Source organism: Rufibacter sp. XAAS-G3-1, from assembly GCF_013623775.1.
In the GTDB taxonomy this organism is placed as follows: domain Bacteria; phylum Bacteroidota; class Bacteroidia; order Cytophagales; family Hymenobacteraceae; genus Nibribacter.
In genome coordinates this window covers 22,109-37,542 of sequence record NZ_JABFAM010000011.1, presented here as the reverse complement: position 1 = coordinate 37,542, position 15,434 = coordinate 22,109, and the positions used below count along the sequence as shown (strand labels likewise).

16 protein-coding genes are annotated in these 15,434 nt (G+C 51.9%); 6 read left to right on the top strand and 10 right to left on the bottom strand.

Annotated elements, in window-relative coordinates; all coding sequences use genetic code 11:
- Positions 1-472 precede the first annotated feature (472 nt).
- The gene (locus HHO50_RS13840; protein ID WP_181306659.1) at positions 473-1,348 is read left to right on the top strand and encodes a manganese catalase family protein; all 876 of its coding nucleotides are present in this window, start codon (positions 473-475) and stop codon (positions 1,346-1,348) included.
- Positions 1,349-1,944: 596 nt separating this feature from the next.
- Here the strand turns inward: HHO50_RS13840 and HHO50_RS13835 are convergent.
- The 3 genes from HHO50_RS13835 to HHO50_RS13825 form a co-directional block, all read right to left on the bottom strand.
- A complete protein-coding gene (locus tag HHO50_RS13835) occupies positions 1,945-2,331 on the bottom strand; it encodes a hypothetical protein (protein ID WP_181306658.1) in 387 nt (128 codons plus the stop codon).
- Between the two features lie 33 nt (positions 2,332-2,364).
- Positions 2,365-3,513, bottom strand: coding sequence for a ribonuclease D (locus HHO50_RS13830; protein ID WP_181306657.1), 1,149 nt, complete (start codon positions 3,511-3,513; stop codon positions 2,365-2,367).
- A 226-nt stretch (positions 3,514-3,739) separates the two neighbouring features.
- Complete coding sequence (locus HHO50_RS13825; RefSeq protein ID WP_181306656.1) at positions 3,740-4,453, bottom strand: SIMPL domain-containing protein; 714 nt, start codon at positions 4,451-4,453, stop codon at positions 3,740-3,742.
- Positions 4,454-4,774: 321 nt separating this feature from the next.
- Between HHO50_RS13825 and HHO50_RS13820 the strand changes: the two genes are divergently transcribed.
- A complete protein-coding gene (locus tag HHO50_RS13820; RefSeq protein ID WP_181306655.1) occupies positions 4,775-5,779 on the top strand; it encodes a hypothetical protein in 1,005 nt (334 codons plus the stop codon).
- A 152-nt stretch (positions 5,780-5,931) separates the two neighbouring features.
- Here HHO50_RS13820 and HHO50_RS13815 read toward each other — a convergent pair whose 3' ends face one another.
- A complete protein-coding gene (locus HHO50_RS13815; protein WP_181306654.1) occupies positions 5,932-6,078 on the bottom strand; it encodes a hypothetical protein in 147 nt (48 codons plus the stop codon).
- Between the two features lie 73 nt (positions 6,079-6,151).
- Positions 6,152-6,295, bottom strand: a complete 144-nt coding sequence (locus HHO50_RS13810) for a hypothetical protein (RefSeq protein ID WP_181306653.1) — start codon at positions 6,293-6,295, stop codon at positions 6,152-6,154.
- Positions 6,296-6,534: 239 nt separating this feature from the next.
- Between HHO50_RS13810 and HHO50_RS13805 the strand changes: the two genes are divergently transcribed.
- Both HHO50_RS13805 and HHO50_RS13800 read left to right on the top strand, forming a co-directional pair.
- On the top strand, positions 6,535-6,726 hold the full coding sequence (locus tag HHO50_RS13805) for a hypothetical protein (protein ID WP_181306652.1): 192 nt from the start codon (positions 6,535-6,537) through the stop codon (positions 6,724-6,726).
- A gap of 25 nt (positions 6,727-6,751) precedes the next feature.
- Positions 6,752-7,450: a PRC-barrel domain-containing protein gene (locus tag HHO50_RS13800; protein ID WP_181306651.1), complete on the top strand. Its 699-nt coding sequence runs from the start codon at positions 6,752-6,754 to the stop codon at positions 7,448-7,450.
- A 126-nt stretch (positions 7,451-7,576) separates the two neighbouring features.
- Here HHO50_RS13800 and HHO50_RS13795 read toward each other — a convergent pair whose 3' ends face one another.
- Positions 7,577-8,674, bottom strand: a complete 1,098-nt coding sequence (locus tag HHO50_RS13795; RefSeq protein WP_255478741.1) for an MBL fold metallo-hydrolase — start codon at positions 8,672-8,674, stop codon at positions 7,577-7,579.
- 22 nt (positions 8,675-8,696) lie between these two features.
- A complete protein-coding gene (locus HHO50_RS13790; RefSeq protein WP_181306650.1) occupies positions 8,697-8,951 on the bottom strand; it encodes a hypothetical protein in 255 nt (84 codons plus the stop codon).
- Positions 8,952-9,240: 289 nt separating this feature from the next.
- Here HHO50_RS13790 and HHO50_RS13785 point away from each other — a divergent pair, with 289 nt between their 5' ends.
- A complete protein-coding gene (locus tag HHO50_RS13785; RefSeq protein WP_255478740.1) occupies positions 9,241-9,471 on the top strand; it encodes a hypothetical protein in 231 nt (76 codons plus the stop codon).
- A 93-nt stretch (positions 9,472-9,564) separates the two neighbouring features.
- On the opposite strand, the gene HHO50_RS13780 is transcribed toward HHO50_RS13785, so the two are convergent.
- Positions 9,565-13,059 carry a BamA/TamA family outer membrane protein gene (locus HHO50_RS13780; protein ID WP_181306648.1) on the bottom strand — a complete coding sequence of 1,165 codons (3,495 nt, stop codon included), beginning with the start codon at positions 13,057-13,059 and terminating at the stop codon, positions 9,565-9,567.
- Positions 13,060-13,378: 319 nt separating this feature from the next.
- Between HHO50_RS13780 and HHO50_RS13775 the strand changes: the two genes are divergently transcribed.
- Positions 13,379-13,930, top strand: coding sequence for a hypothetical protein (locus tag HHO50_RS13775; RefSeq protein WP_181306647.1), 552 nt, complete (start codon positions 13,379-13,381; stop codon positions 13,928-13,930).
- Between the two features lie 111 nt (positions 13,931-14,041).
- Here the strand turns inward: HHO50_RS13775 and HHO50_RS13770 are convergent, their stop codons facing one another.
- Positions 14,042-14,518, bottom strand: a complete 477-nt coding sequence (locus tag HHO50_RS13770; protein ID WP_181306646.1) for a very short patch repair endonuclease — start codon at positions 14,516-14,518, stop codon at positions 14,042-14,044.
- A gap of 395 nt (positions 14,519-14,913) precedes the next feature.
- Complete coding sequence (locus HHO50_RS13765; RefSeq protein WP_181306645.1) at positions 14,914-15,405, bottom strand: hypothetical protein; 492 nt, start codon at positions 15,403-15,405, stop codon at positions 14,914-14,916.
- Between the last annotated feature and the right edge of the window lie 29 nt (positions 15,406-15,434).

The window sequence follows — 15,434 nt, the reverse complement described above, 5'->3', positions numbered from 1 at the left end:
AGTAAATAACATAAGACGCTATTTAGGTAAATGGGAGGCTGTTCTATCATTTAACTGTGATGCGTAGCACTATTTTAATTTTTAAGCCTCCAGGTGCCTGGCAGGATCTAGATTCAACCCCCGTTCTGACCAGCTGATTTGATCTTGTTTCAGGGTAAATAGAGTGAAAACAAAAGAGAAGGATGAGGCCCCAATAGGTGACTTGCTGCTCCATCTCCCTGTTTGCAAATGGACAGGAAATATATGCGTATAAATACTGTTTTTTAGGAGGAATTGCATTATATCAGCTAGGTGATATGGTGCTTATTTTTATACAATTGCCTGATTTAAAGTTATATATTTTAAGATATATATTGCAATTTTGTTGCATTTAATTCAGTAATAGTTGAAAAAATACTTGTCCATAAAACAATAATGATCGTTTAGAATGTGGTAAGAATAATTTTTTAATTCATTTAAATAAGGAAAGCCCATGTTCTATCATGATCGAAGATTGCAGTACAAAGTAAGGGTAGATAAACCCAATCCGGCATTCGCTAAAATGTTGCAGCAGGCCATTGGCGGAATTGAAGGAGAAATCAGGGTATGTTTACAGTATCTTTTCCAGGCCTGGAGTAACAGAGGCCCTGTGAAATACAAGAACATGCTCCTGGAAACGGGCACCGAGGAAATAAGTCACATTGAAATGCTCGCCACCGCGGTTGCCCTTAACCTGGAAGGTGCCACCAGCTCCTTGAAAGATGAGATTGTGGGCTCAAACCCCCTGGTAGGGGCGGTCATGGGCGGAATGGATCCTAGGCACTTTCTTTCCGCTGGTTTGGGCGCTATGGCCGCCGATGCGAACGGAGTGCCGTTCAACGGTTCTTGGGTAACCGCTACGGGGAACATTGCTTCAGACATGATGGCCAACGTACACGCTGAGGCAAGCGGACGAGTTTTGGCCACCCGTTTATGGGAAGCCACAGATGACCCGGGCATGAAAGACATGCTGGCCTTTTTGATTGCCCGTGACGCCATGCACCAAAACCAATGGCTGGCCGTGATTGAAGAGCTGGGCGGGTTCAGGCAGCAGTTCCCAATCCCGAACAGCTTCCCGCAAAGCGAGGAGGTGCAAGGCTTCGACTACGCTTTCGTGACGACCAATATCTTCAAAGACCAGGAAGCGTTTGGTCGCTGGTCTGAAGGCCCGTCAATTGACGGCAAGGGAACCTTCCAAATGGTGCCGGGTGAACCCATGGGCGATATTCCAATCTTGCCGCCGCCAGCACCTGAAGGCCACGCGCAGGTAGAGCAAATGACCGGCGCTGCGGGCGGAGGATTGATGGATAAAATCAAAGGCGCCCTTTAACTGACCTTCCGCAGAACGCCTCGGCCCCTGGCCCCTCTCCACTGGATAGTAGGGGTCAGGAGCTGAGGCGTTTAAGAGCTGTTTTACGGAAAACAGGCCCAAAACGCTTAAACCTGTGAGGTCTCCAAGACCTCACAGGTTTAAAGTAAACTGGCGCGAGACTGCAGTCTCGCGCCAGTTTTTTTATAGGTTCACCGTGCCATACCGCCTGCTTCAAAAGACCTTGTAGCGTCTTTAGACCTGCGAGCGTCTGTGCCCATAGCTCACCAATCAGGAGATTGGCTGTCCAAGGGTGCGTAAAGTTAGCGTAAGCGCTCTACGCACAGCTAAAAAGAAGTTCGTGGTTCCCGGCGGGTCTGGAGACTTGCTTCATTCCAAGTCTCGAGAGAGGAGTCTCGCGCCAGTTCATTCTGAATCTGTGAGACTTTCAAGATCTCACAGGATTCCGCGTTTTGAGGCTGTTTTGCGAAAAACAGGCCCAAAACGCATGAGCGGGGTTCCCCTCTCCGTAGGTGAGGTCTCTTGCTGCGTCACAGCAGGTAAGTGAAAGAAACCAAGTAAAAAAGCCTTCCTTCAAAATTGAAGGAAGGCTTTTTTTATGCCGGGCGAAGCTGCTCTTGGCGGTACAAACCCTCTAAACTCCTCTTGCCCTGCTTGAGGGCAAAGAACGGAGCATCGTCAGAGACGCTCCAGTAAATATCGGTGATCTCGGCAACGGGGCCGGTGGGCTGGTTGGCGGGCCTTACCCATTCCCCGAAGGTGAACGGCAGCCACTGAATGGAAGTGAAAAGGTCTGGGCGCACCTTGAACTCCTCGTCTGAGTAGCGCAAAAGCAGCCACCCGTTTACCTCGCCAATCTTTTCAAACACTTTGTTGTGGGGTTCTAGCGACTCAAACTCCCGGCGGTTTGCCGGATGGATAGGGGCGTAACCATACCCCGGGAACCAGTTGTATAAGCCGAACTCAAGACTTTTCTTAGGCATAATTCCTGCTGTTTCTGTACCAACTGCTGCTCTTTATAAGGAAATCTGCAGTTCCTGGGCCATGGCCTGTACTATCTCTCTCGCATAATTTTTTGAAATAACCAGTTCACCCGTCTGGCTGTAATGGGTGATAATGCTTTGATCCAGGAGCATGGGCGTAGCATAGGCTCCGTAGCGTTCAATCAAGGCGCGCTGCACCGTGCACAGCAACTCTCTTCGGGCCTCGGTCTCAGGGGTCTTGAGCCGGGGCGGAAAAGCGTTAGGCGGCATGCGGTTGGGGATTTTCCGTTTACTCGCCTCTTGCAGGGCTCCATTCAGAATGCGTTGCAGCTGCTCCTCATACCGGTCTTGCTGCACCCGCCCGTGAATGCCCTTGGTATGGTACAGCCAGTCATTGATGCTTTGCTCAGGGTTGCTGAGTAGTTGCATGAGCGCGTTGGTGTTGATGATTTGCCCGGCCGGGAGGTTCCATTTCTGCGCCAACTGATCCCGGAAGTCATAGATGGGTTTCAGGATGAACTGTTGCAGCAGGGTAAGCCGCTGCGGGAACTTGATCTTGAGGTGCGGGTCTTCCTGCTCGGTGTAGGTGATAGACTCCAGCAGCTTGTCTTCTTCCTCCAGCCAGGCCATACGGCCCAGTTCCTGTATTTTGGCCACCATTGCGTCTTTAAGGGCGTGCAGGTACAGAACGTCCTGGGCCGCGTACTCCAATTGCCGCTTAGACAGGGGGCGCTGGTTCCAATTGCTCATCTGCTGTGATTTATCCAGCTGCAGCCCTAATTCCTCTTCCAGTAGTGTGCCCAGGGCCGCTTTGGCGTAATTCAGGATTTTGGCGGCTACGGCGGTGTCTACCAGCGTGCGTACCTGGCAGCCCAGCATGCTCAGGAGCATGAGGTCATTGTTGGCGTGGTGGAAAATCTTCACAATAGACGGGTTCTCCAGCACATCCCACAGCGGCTGCAGGTCACTTAACGGAATAGGATCAATGACAAAGCAGGTATGCCCGTCAGAGATCTGGATCAGGCATAGCGTGAAACCATAGGTATAATGGTGTTGGTCAAATTCCAGGTCTAAGGCAAGCTCTGGCCTCTGGCGTAAATGGGACACAGCCTCTTGCAAGGCCTCATCGGTTTGCACCACATGAACAGGCTTCCCCTCCAGAGTAAATGCAGGTTCCTTCATAATCTTCCAAATGTACCCAAAAAACAGGATAGTTGCTTGACGGAGAACGGTTGTTTGGCGTTGCCGATTTTAACTTGTTTTCGCAAAAACCGAACAAAAACGCTTCTGTTGATAAGGTAACCGCGAAAGAATAGAAAAAGTGTGGCGTACACAGAGAAAACCGCCGCTTTGGCCATTCTTTCTGTGTACGCCACACTTTTGGAAAAGGAGGAGAAAAACCGATGGGCTATTCCAGCAGGAAACTCACCTCTACAGCGGCGGTTACCGTGATTTCACCCAAGGCTAAGGTAGGCCCGCCAGCATCCATGACAGATTGTTCCCGCAGAACAGCTTTCCCGTACATAACGGGCCGGGGGCCGCTGTTGCCACCTTCATTGATCTGGTAAGGGCGTCCTACTTTAGACCCCAGCTCAGAGGCCAATAACACCGCTTTCTGCCGGGCGTCTTGCACGGCTTTCCGGCGGGCTTCCTCCTGGTGTTTTTTCAGTTGGGTGGTTTCATAGGTGATGCCATCCACGCGGTTAGCGCCCGCTTTGTATAGACCGCCCATCAACTCATCAAACCGATCCAGCTTTTTAAGGGTAACCGAGATGGTTCTGCTGGCCTGGAAAGATTGCGGAGCGGTTTGGCCGTATTCCTGCCCAGAATAAATGGGGTAAACAGACAGGTTCTCGGTCTGCACATCTTTCGCATCTATTCCGGCTTTCTTTAGAAAGCTGAGCAGGGCGGCCGTGCGTTGGTCAGCGGCTTTGCGGGTTTCTTCCAGCGTCTTCTCCCGTATTTCCACGCCCACCCTAAAAGTGAGTTGGTCGGGCTGTACTTTCACCTCGCCCAGGCCAGAGGTGCTCACCAAAGGCGGCAACGGACTTTGCCGGGCATGGGCAGAACTGAAAAGAAAAGAGAGCGCAAAGGCAAGAACGAAGGGTAAGGCAGTTTTCATAGTTTTAAAGGTATAGATAGGAATGGATTTGCAAGTTCCGTGCCGGGTTTCTACGGAGATACTGGTTTAACGTGCGCCACCAAGGCAAGAGGGTGTTTTAAAGCCGATCTGGTGTGTATCTTTGCCGTCTGTTCTTGCTATGATCTTGGCAAATTGAGCTAAGGGCTTGTTTACATTTGAGGTTTGCAGGCGAAAACGGCCAGAGAAAGGCGAACGCAGGTTCTTTTTATGGCCGTTTGTAGCGCAAAGATGAAATGTACACATGCTCTAAAAACAGCAAACACAAAGTTGATAACACGCCTTTTACTTTCCCTTACCACTATGCCGCAGCACCTGTCCATTTTTGATCCGTTTGAGGGAATGCGTTTCGGGAACCATATCTGCTTTCTGTGTGGCACCACCATCAGCGCAGACCAACAGACGCCGGTTTTCCCCGCCTGGCTGATGGAAGAGTACGGTTTTGCCCATGAGCCGCTCCGCCTGCTGGATCAAAGCGTAGTGACGTATCAAGACCTGAAAATCCCTTGCTGCCACCAGTGCCAGACCCAGCACCTGCAACCCTTAGAGGAAAAGGTACAGAAAGCGCTGGCCCAAGGCGTGACCGGAATCAGGGCGCTAGACCCGAAACTGCTTTTCCAGTGGATGGGCAAAATGTTCTACGGCACCTTGATCACCGAACTCATCAAAGAGCAAAACCCGCTGGTACAACCCGAGTACGCCGTGAGCGAGCAGCCCAAAATGCTGATGAAGTTCCAGGCGTTTTTCAGGGTGCTCCAATCCCTGCGGGTGCCCATGGCCTTTGCCGATTTCCTTCCGGGTTCTTTGTTTGTGATAGACGTAGATGCCTCGGCAGAGCCCACCAGGTTTGAGTTCAGAGATGAATTGTCTACCATGATGTTCAGCCTACGGCTGGACAATGTGCTCATTGTCTCCTGTCTGCTAGACAACGGCATGATCAAAGATGCCATGAAGCGGGTTTGGCAGGAAATTGAGTTCAAGCAGTTGCAGCCCATTCAGGCCGCCGAACTGAGTGCCCGCATTTTCTACGCCGGGTATCTGCTAAACGTGATTCCAGACTACCTGGTGCGCGCCACAAAACCGCAAGACGATCATCTGGTCATGGACACGCTCATTGATGATGTCACCAACGTCATTTTTAACCCCTGGCAGCACAGTTCCTACGCCAAACTACTGGCCACCATGTGGGCCAAATGGGGAATCTCCCAGGAAGATATCTTACGTGATCCGCAGGAGGAGCCCATGAGCATGCTCTTCAGCCCCGAAGGCGAATTTATTGCCTTTCCGCAGATTCCGGGGCAGGTATAACCGCACATCAGTCTTCTGTACTCTCGTACTTATAAAAGCCGTTCTGCCGTTTTTCACCTGTTTTTAGCTAAACAGGTGAAAAACGGCAGAACGGCTTTTAGGTTTCTATGCTATTGGAAGAGGATTGACCTGCAATTCTGTTTAGCGTTTAATTATTTCTTAGGCAGTCCAACCGTTTTCAGAACCTCATTTGCCTTATCCAGCTTTTCCTTGAACAGCACTTTGGGTTTGTATTTTTCAAGTGCTTTGTCAATGGTTACTATTGGAAGCTTGGTTCTATTTAGTTCATGTATATCCATGGCAGTAAATCTATCTCTTTTTACGTTTAACGAGAAAAGCATCGTAAGTAATTCCTTTTTGAAACTCTTTCCATTAGTTTTCCTTCAGTCCGTATACGTCAAAGTCTCTTTGAATCTCTAAAAAGTTGTTTGTGATTCCCATCCGGTAAAGACGCGTGCGAATGATGTTGCTGCCAGTAGCATAAATCCAGGAGTCAGGGTATCTGTCAAATTTCATTCTTCTGGTACGGTTTTTACAAAAACAGGAATTGTTAATGGTGCTTTCTCTACATTATTTCTTTGCCAACCAATCCATTGGCAGATAATCTAATTTACTGCGTTTTTTTGCTTCTCCCTTTCGTGCCGTGGCTCTAGCTTATAGCCGCGGGCTTGTAATCCGTTGATAATAAACATCTCTTGAAAAGCTTCGTACGCCATTATACGGTATTGCCGTACTGATCTTAACAAACTAAAACTATGGCTGAAATAAACATTGAACCTAAAAAGCGCTCTAGCTGGGCCTGGATCATAGTACTGCTGATCTTGCTGGTGGTAGGCTATCTTTTGTACAAATATTTCTTTGAGGCCCAGGGCGGGAGCCCAGAAACCAGCGGGGCTCCTACTTCTGGCATGATCATGCCCATGGCCCCCGTTTTTCTGTCATATTGATTAGGTACCCTAAAAGCAAGAAACAATGGCATACAACGCAAACGACGGGCTGGCAAGACTGGCCCCTTTACATGATCTGAAAGATTTTAAAGTAGCCAACCACAACCTGGACGTACGCGGCTGGGAAGTGATAGGCTCAGACGGAAAACGCATAGGCAAAGTAGATGACCTCATTGTGGATCGCGAACTGATGAAAGTGCGCTACCTGGACGTAGACGTTGACCGGGATCACGTGCTCACCGACACAGACCCCCGGCACATACTGGTGCCCATTGGCGCAGCCCAACTGGACGATGACAGAGACCAGGTATTTGTGAACATGGATCTGCGGTCTTTGTCCCGTTTTCCGTTCTACAGAGGCGGCGCGGTTGACTCAGAGTATGAGTACCGGGTAATGCACGCCGTGACCAGCCCCAATGAAACATACTCTCAGCAGCCAACCACCTCCCAGGCTTCTCCTACCTCAGAATTCTACGGCCGCGAGCAGTTCAACGAAGACCGTTTCTATGGAAACCGGCACCAGCGGTCTCAATCCATCCCTCAAGACCAAAGCCATTTCCATACCTCCACCTCCAGCCAAAACTTTGGTTCAAATTCTGGTATGGATGGCAGCCCGGTGCAGGATGACATTGCCACCATTGAACGGCTGCGCACCATGTTAGAGCAGGGCACCATTACCCAGGAAGAATTCACCGCGTTAAAACGCAAAGCGATTGGACTGTAAAAGCTTGTTTTGAGGCTGTTTTTCTAAAAACAGCCTCAAAACAAGCTTTTAAGTAAAAGATAAGTATCATATAAAAAGAGAGGGCCTGCTGTTGACAACAGGCCCTCTCTTTTTATAACCCAAGTATCACGGATAATTATTGGTAGGCGCAAGGTCAGGGTTCTGGTCACTGTGGGTAGGATAGCTCATGTCTTCCTCAGGCGCATACTGGCTATGCGGGTTGGCGTAACCAGGCCAGGTTCTTTTAATGCGCGCGTTGGTTCTATTGCTTTTCCGCTGCCTAGTAAGCGCATAGGTGGCCAAACCGGCCAGAGCCACTAAGCCGGCCGTGGCTAACACTTTTGGGACGGTGTTATTCACCGTGGGCGGAAGCTGTACCACGCCGTGGCGGTCTGTAATGGCCGCTTCGGGCACGTAGCGGCCTTTGGCCGGAATTGCCAGTTGGTCAAATAACCGCGCCAGTTCGTCCAGGCCTTGTTTCAGTTCCGGGCCCCGCATGGGCAACCCATGGCCGCTGGCCGCAATGGCTGGGTGCAGGTCATTCAGTTTCTTTACCGATGAGCGGGCGGCTTCCCAGTCTGGCGTGAAATACGCGGGTGGGCCACAAACTTCCTGCTTCTGGGTAAGCACCGCCAAGGCAGATTCTGGTTTGCGGGTCACAAAGGCATCGCCTACCAGCAGTACCCGGTCATGCTCCCTGAAGAAAGAAACGTGCCCCGGCGAATGGCCCGGTGTTTCCAGCCACTTCCACTCCGGCAGGAACGGAACAGATCCGTCTGAGGGAAGCAGTTCCAGCCTACCTTTGAAGGTAATGGGTTTCTTAGGGTACATGAACGACAGGTACGCCATGCCGCCGCCGCCCACGCTAGAGTCTGGGGGCGGGTAGCTGGACAGCCCCGTAAGGTACGGCAACTCCAAAGGGTGCGCGTACACCGGCACCTGCCAGATATCGGCTAGGGTTTGCAGGGCGCCTACGTGGTCAAAGTGGCCGTGCGTGAGCAGGATGGCTTTGGGCGGATTGCCTTTGCCAAACTTGTCCTCGGCGGCTTTTCTGATCCTATCGGCGGAGCCGTACAAACCGGCGTCTATCAGTACCCAAGATTTGTCTGGGTTCTCTACGTAGTACAGGTTCACGAAGACAATTTCCATGCCCATGATCCCTGGTGCCACCGTAAAGCAGGAATGCTGCTTCTGCTGAAGAAAGTTATTGAACTGAGCTTGCATAGGTCTATCCGGGCGAGTGCGACTAGCTATCCATCCGTCCGAACACACTCATTTCATCTCCCGCATCGTGCCGCGAGTTCTTTTCTCCGTCGGCGGTACTGCCGCCCTGGCCGCCCTGGCTATTGCCCGGTTGCTGGCCGCCTTGCTGAAAGCTGGCTTTGTCGTTGGCCCCGGCACCTGGCTCCTCAGAAGTTTGGTTTAGGTCTCCGGCAGTTTCTTTTCCAGACGGTAACTTTTCTTTCTCGTTGTATTTGTTGTCTTTATTGTCGTTTTCCATGACGCAATATGGTTTAGGATGTAAAATCAGTTTACTGCCGGATAAACCGGCATGTGTTTGTACGAGCAGATGCCAAAGAGGGTGTCTTTCTGAATGTAAATTCTGATGGGTAGAGTTGGAAAAGTGAGAATTGATGCGTAAACTAGTCATAACAAAACACCGTAGGTATGTGTTATCTGGGCGGTTAAGGTGGCGAAACTCTTATGCAGAGACGCATCAGCCGCCGGAATTTTTCTCACCTGTTTATAGTTACTAAGACATGGTAAACTTGATCTATCCACCTAGCTATATGGCGGTATACGCGAAATGCATTGACGCCACCCTTCCTAGTTTTGAGCCCGAAGATTGGGTGCAGGAAGGGCACGTATACACCGTAAAACATTTCACAGAGCCGCTAAACCAAGAGGAAGGCATGGCGGTGACCATTATTGACGAAGAAGGGGAAGAGATTCATCCGTCGCCGTCCCACTGGAGCTTCTCTTCCAACAGATTTGAGCTGTTCTCCATCTTCTTGAACTAACCGTTTCAAGGCTCTTTTGCAGAAAAGAGCCCTAAAACAGAAAGGGCTGGCCCATTGGGCCAGCCCTTTCTGTTTTTAACGGGAGCTTGAGTCTTAGAACAGGAACCCGGCCTTAATCAGAAACTGATTTTGCTCCGGTGAAGTGGCGTACCCTACTGAGATGACCACCTGGTTTAGCGGAGCAAGCCACACGCCGCCGCCGTAGCCTCTGTGCCACTTGTCTGAGCCTTCGTTCTCCATCCATACCCGGCCAACGTCATGGAACCCGAACACGCCCAATGAGGCGGGGAACAGGTACGTGGTGAAACTGAACAGGCGCAGGCGAGCCTCAGTGTTGTTGTATAGGCTGCTCTGCCCGGCAAACCGGTTTCGGCGGTAGCCGCGCAACATGCTGGGGCCATCCAGGAACTGTGCCTGGAAAAACTCAAAGTCATCACCAAAGGTGTGCCCGCCCCCGAAGCGGGTAGCTAAGGTGAGTTTCAACGGAATGCGCAGCGTTTTATAAAGGGCGAACTGGGAATGCACCATCGCCACGTCTGCCGATTGCCGGTTTACGCCTTTCAATAAATCTGCGGCTACCTGCCAGTACACACCTTTGGCGGGCAGGGCGGGAGAGTCCCGCGAATCTAAGATGTACTCCAGCCTGGCCCCGGCGTAAGATTTGGGAACGTAATACCCCACTGCTTGCTCTCTACCTTCCAGTTGCTGCGGCAGCAAACGGGCCGGGTTATGGTCTACGTTTACGCTTTGGTAGGCAGGCCCCACAAAAATGGTCTCATAGGTGCCAATCTTGCGGCCCACCAACATATTGGCGTAAAACTGCGAGGACTGAAACCGGAAGCTGTCTATGTCAGTGTCAATGTCTGGGTCATAAAGCGTTTCATTGCCTAACCCAAAGAAGTTCTCGGCGTAGCCGGGGCTTTTCCAGTTTACGTTCAGTTTCAAGTCCAGACCCATTCTCAGGCGTGGGAAATGCGCCGCATAATCTACCAGAAACGACTGGGTGTTAAAAGCGTAGCTGCCTACCAGGCGCTGCATCATGCCATACGGCTGTTTATTGAAGCCCTGTGTTTTGAGCAATACGCCACCCCCCAGCAGCAAACCGTCATCGCGGTTGTACTCCACAGAAGCCAGTGGGCCCAGGTAGTTGTAGACGAAGCTTCTGCGGTCATATACCGGCGTGTTGCGCAGGCGGGTGAGGTTGCGGGCCTCTGGGCCTAGCTGAAGCTGGGCGCCGTTGGGTTGGTCATACACGTACGTAAGGCGACGAAGCCCCGCCACGCTGGAACTGTCCGTGATTTTGTCTTGGCCGTCACCGCCAATAATACGCACTCTAATGCCGTCTTCGGCTTCGCCCTGCACGTTGAATTCATCGGCGCCGCCTAAGCCGTACAACCTGATTTCACGGGTTTCATCTGGCAGGAAGCGACGTCTGTAGAGTTGGCCTTCAGGGTTTGTAGCCTCTTTTTTGTAAATGGTCACCAAAGTAGCGCCACCGGCTTCGCGCTGCACTTCAAACCGTTCATCCAGATCAGTGCCCTTGATATCTACTTTCTGGGCCAGGAACTCATAATAATCCTCGGCGTCACGTCTGATGTAGGCGCGGCGGGCTTTCAAGGTGTTGGCCAGGCGTTCACCAGAGATTTTCTGGATCTCGGGCGGTAAAGCGCGAACGGCTTCCTCAATGGCTTCATCGGTGAGGCCTGCCCGCACAGAATCTGCCATGGCAATCCAGTGGGAGCGTTCCAGGCCGGTGAGGAAGTCGCGGTCAAAGTAGCGGTTGTTGAAGTTGAAGCCCTTGATGTCGCGCAGGCTCTCGTCAAACCCCTGCACTTTAGGCATAAGCCAGCGCCTACTGGCGATGTTAGGAATCAACCCCTGGTTCACGAAGAAAGCCTGGTCGCGGTCACGCGGGACGGCTTTGTAGAGTTTGCCTTTGCCTTCTTTCTTGAACTCGGCCCAGCGCCATTGGTCGTCGTGGCGGTCCCAGTCGGCAATGAAGAAGTCCAGCAGGCGGGAGCGCAGGAGGCTTAGTTGGTCTACCTGGTCGTTCTGGTCTTCTAAGGTATTCTCCAGTACTTTGTCGGTGCCTACCACGTTTTCAGAGTTCCCGAAGCTGGCCATGTCAGACATATCCTCGTCGGGGCGCTCTTCAAACATGCCAATGGTGTTGGCGAAACCTTTTAGATACCGGCCAAAGCGCGGGTCATCTGGAATGATGAAGTATTGGGGGTTGGTATGGTACACACCCACGGCATTGGCTAATTTGGGAACCACCAACGCGCCGTACGGGTGCGAGGCCGATATCTGGTCTTTTACCACATCAGCGGCCAGGGTCTCCCGCAGAATGCGGGGTAGGGCCGCATCTGGGTACTTTTCTACGGAGCGCAGCACGTATTGGCGGCCGGTGCTGTCTTCCAGTCGTAATGAAACCGTCTGGAAACCGCCGCCGCGTTGCACCACTTTCAGGCCGCCCTTTTGGGTACCAATGTCAAAAACCGGCAAAGAAACGGGCGTTTGCCATTCTGGTCGGTAGTTTTCGCCTAAGAGCCATTCTCTGAAACCACTGGCTCTATAGACCTGGCTGGCGGGTAACGTGCTTTTTTGGCCCGCAAAGTTCAGGTTCAGTTTGCTGGTCTGTTCTTCTAGCTGTTTTTGGGTGGGTTTGCGGGAGAGAAGTACCCGGTGGGCCACCTGGCCTTGTGAGCTTTGCGCGTCTGCGGCCGTCCAGATCTCCAGCCAGGTTTCCCCGTTGGGGAAGTACAGCAGCTTGGCGAACCCCGCCGTGGCTTGGCTGAAAAGCGGAGCGGCTTCTTTTGGAGCCTTTACTTTCTCCAGGCCCAAGCCCGTGCCCACAAAATGGATGCTGTCCAGGGTGCTGTGTGACAAAGCTTCTGAGTTTCCCGCTACGTGTACCAACCCTTTGTGCGGCGCGTACATTTGGGTTAGTTGGCGCTGCATGATGCGGTACTCCAGCTTTGACATCTCTGGGGAGACGCTCATGGCCACCAGCAGGTTTTTGTCTTCGTTGGCCCGCAATACGTCATCAAAGGCGGCTAGCGTGGCGGTACCGCCGGTAGTGGGACAACCGCGCTGCTCGTCTTCCTCGTCCATGCGGCGGTTGGGTATGAGCCACTGGGTGTCCAGGAGGAGCAGGTGCACATCATCGGTCAAAGCCACCTCGGTAGGGCCGGGACAATAGTTTTCCGGCTGAATGAGGTCTTTGTTCTGAAGGTACTCAGAAATAAACCGTTCCTGGTTTCTCACTTCGGGCACCAGTTTGCCTTTGGCATCGTGCTCCCCCGGCATCAGGATAAGTTTTCCGGGGTAACCTTGTAAATAGGAGAGCTGTTTCTGCAGTTGGGCTTCCAGCTCTTTGCGGTTAGCCGCTGAGACGCCGGGTAGGGCCGCCGGCTGAAAGGGATTGCCGATGAACACCATGGCGCTGTTCTTCCCGGCACTTTTAAGTTGTTCTTGCAGCAGCGGCAACGGAGCGGCGGTCGTTTGCCCCGGCGACCATCTGCCCGCCAGCAGCACAGTGTAAGAAGGAGACGCAGACGGAAGGGCAGGCAATTGGGCCCAGGCCATAAGTGGGCAGAATAGCCAAGCGCAAATTAGGATTACCCTGCTGGGTAAATATTCTCTCATGTTCATTTTGTTAGATGCTGGCAGCTCTTACGTTTTAAGCTTCTTTTTCTGGAAATAAGGCTAAAACAGGGAGCTCTTGTGAATGTTGTGGGTGTTTAGGCACGTTTGCCGCTGTTTACGCAGTTTGGCTTACTTTAGATTAAATCAATCGTTCTTTTCCTATATAGAAAGTGGTTGAACCGGAGAAACCGGAAAGATTTTAAGCCGAAATTGAATACCGAAGGCCTTTCGCTTGTTCTACCAGACAGAGAATCGTTTTATGCCCACTTTAGAAAAAAACCTTCGGAAAGCCATTCTGGCTCTGCCCGCCGCTAGAAAAGATAAATTACTGGTTCAAATGCTGGCTTCCCAACCCGTATTGCAGGAGCAGCTTAAGTTTGAGTTGCTGGAAGGCCCCCAGGGGCTGGAACTGAGAAGAGAAGCTCTAGCCGCCCAGGTGCAGACCGTGACCAAAGGCTTCTACTACAATGCCTCTGAGTTGCTGTCTTGTCTTCGGCAATTGTGCTCCCCCTTTAGCCACCATGTAAAAGTAACCGGTGATGTGTATGGTGAGATAAACCTGCTTTTATTGCTCTTGCAGGAGGTGTTGTTTCATCAACAGGAACTGTTGCAGGTACTTACCGGCGGAACGGAGGCTTTGGGCCTGTTTTTGGCAAAACGCACCGAAGAGATGCTGCAGAAACTAGACAAGCTCCATGAAGACCTGCACGTAGAGTTTGCCCATGCGGTGAATGAAGTGCTTCCCAAACTGCACGCCTCCGCAGCAGGGTACTCGGCCAGGAAATTGGGGGTGCCGGTGCGGTGGAAATAAGCAAGAGGAAAGGAGGCGGTTCTGCCCGCAGGTTAGATGAGCGGCTGGTTTAAAGGCTGTTTTCTGAAATTCAGGCCTAAAACGCAGGTGGGTGATTTTTAGGAAAGTGCTTTACGCCGCCTCCAGCCAGTAACTTTCTGGTGCTCCCTGATGCAAACTTCTAATGGCAAAGAGGCAGCCTTCCAGGTCTTCCTGTAACTGACAGGCCCAGATAACCAATACCTGCCAACCGTCGGCTTTCAGCTTTGCCCGGTGCTGTCTGTCTCTTTCCTGATTACGGGTGAATTTCTCTGTCCAGAACGGGAGATTGGTCTTCGGCATAGCCGGAAGGCAATGTGGACAGCGGTGCCAGAAACAACCGTGTATAAAAATAGCCAGTTTACGGCCGGGATAACAAACATCGGGCTTGCCCGGCAGGGGTTTCCAATGCAGGCGGTAACCGCGCAATCCGTTGTGCCAAAGCATTCGGCGCAGCAAAAGTTCTGGTTGGGTGTGTTTGGCTTTGTTCCCGCGCATGTACCGGCTAATGCGCTCCTGGGCGGTGAGCGGGGGAACGTCTGCGGGGGAATATTTCTTTTTCTTGGGCATGCGGGATTGTGTCTGCAAATAAAACACAAAGCTGGCCGGTAGAGTGCCGTTGTGGAGGTTTCTTTTCCTGAAAAAAGGCACCAGCTTGCCCAAGGAGCCGCAAAAAGAAGGAGCCGTTTCACGCCTGTTTCTGGGAAAACGGCCTTAAAACGGCTCTGGAGGAAAGGAAGTAACGCTAAAAACTGCCTTTGTTACTTTGCGCTGAAACGGGTGATTTTGTGGTTGATAGCCGGAAGGCTCTGTAGATATACATAAATGGCTTCCAGGTCATCGCGTTCCATGCCTGCAAACATTGTCCAGGGCATAATGGTATTGAATTCCCCTTTGCCCACCGGGTGCGGACGGTAAGCAGAGTCTGCGTACTGTTTGAATTGGTTTACAAACGTTTCTTTGGTTCAGTTGCCTAAGCCCGTTTTGTCTGGGGTAAGGTTGGCAGATTGCACACGGCCGCCGGTGGGTATTGGGAATTCCATGCCCCCGGCAAACTCCATTGCCAGAATGTTCTGCCCATTTTCTTTCATGGTGTGGCAATCTGCGCAGGCGGCGGTGATCAGGTATTTGCCATACAACACTGGGTCTGTTTTGGAAGGTACCGGCTGTAGGTGGGCTTTCTGGGGAATGGTGTTGAGGATAAAGTTCATGGGGAAATCGACCTCAGAAGCGGGTACCTTATTTTCAATGGCCGGAAGGGTGCGCAGATAAGTGATTACGGCTTCAATGTCTTCCTGGGCTACCTGGCCGTAATACGGGTGGGGCATGATGGAGAACAGGGCCTGGCCTTCTTTGCTTACGCCGGTGGTAATCGCCCTGAAAATCTCGCCATCAGTCCAATCGCCAATACCGGCTGGCGTGATGTTGGCTACGTAAAAGGTGCCGGGTAATCCCATCTTCTGTGAGAAAACTCCGCCGCCCTTGC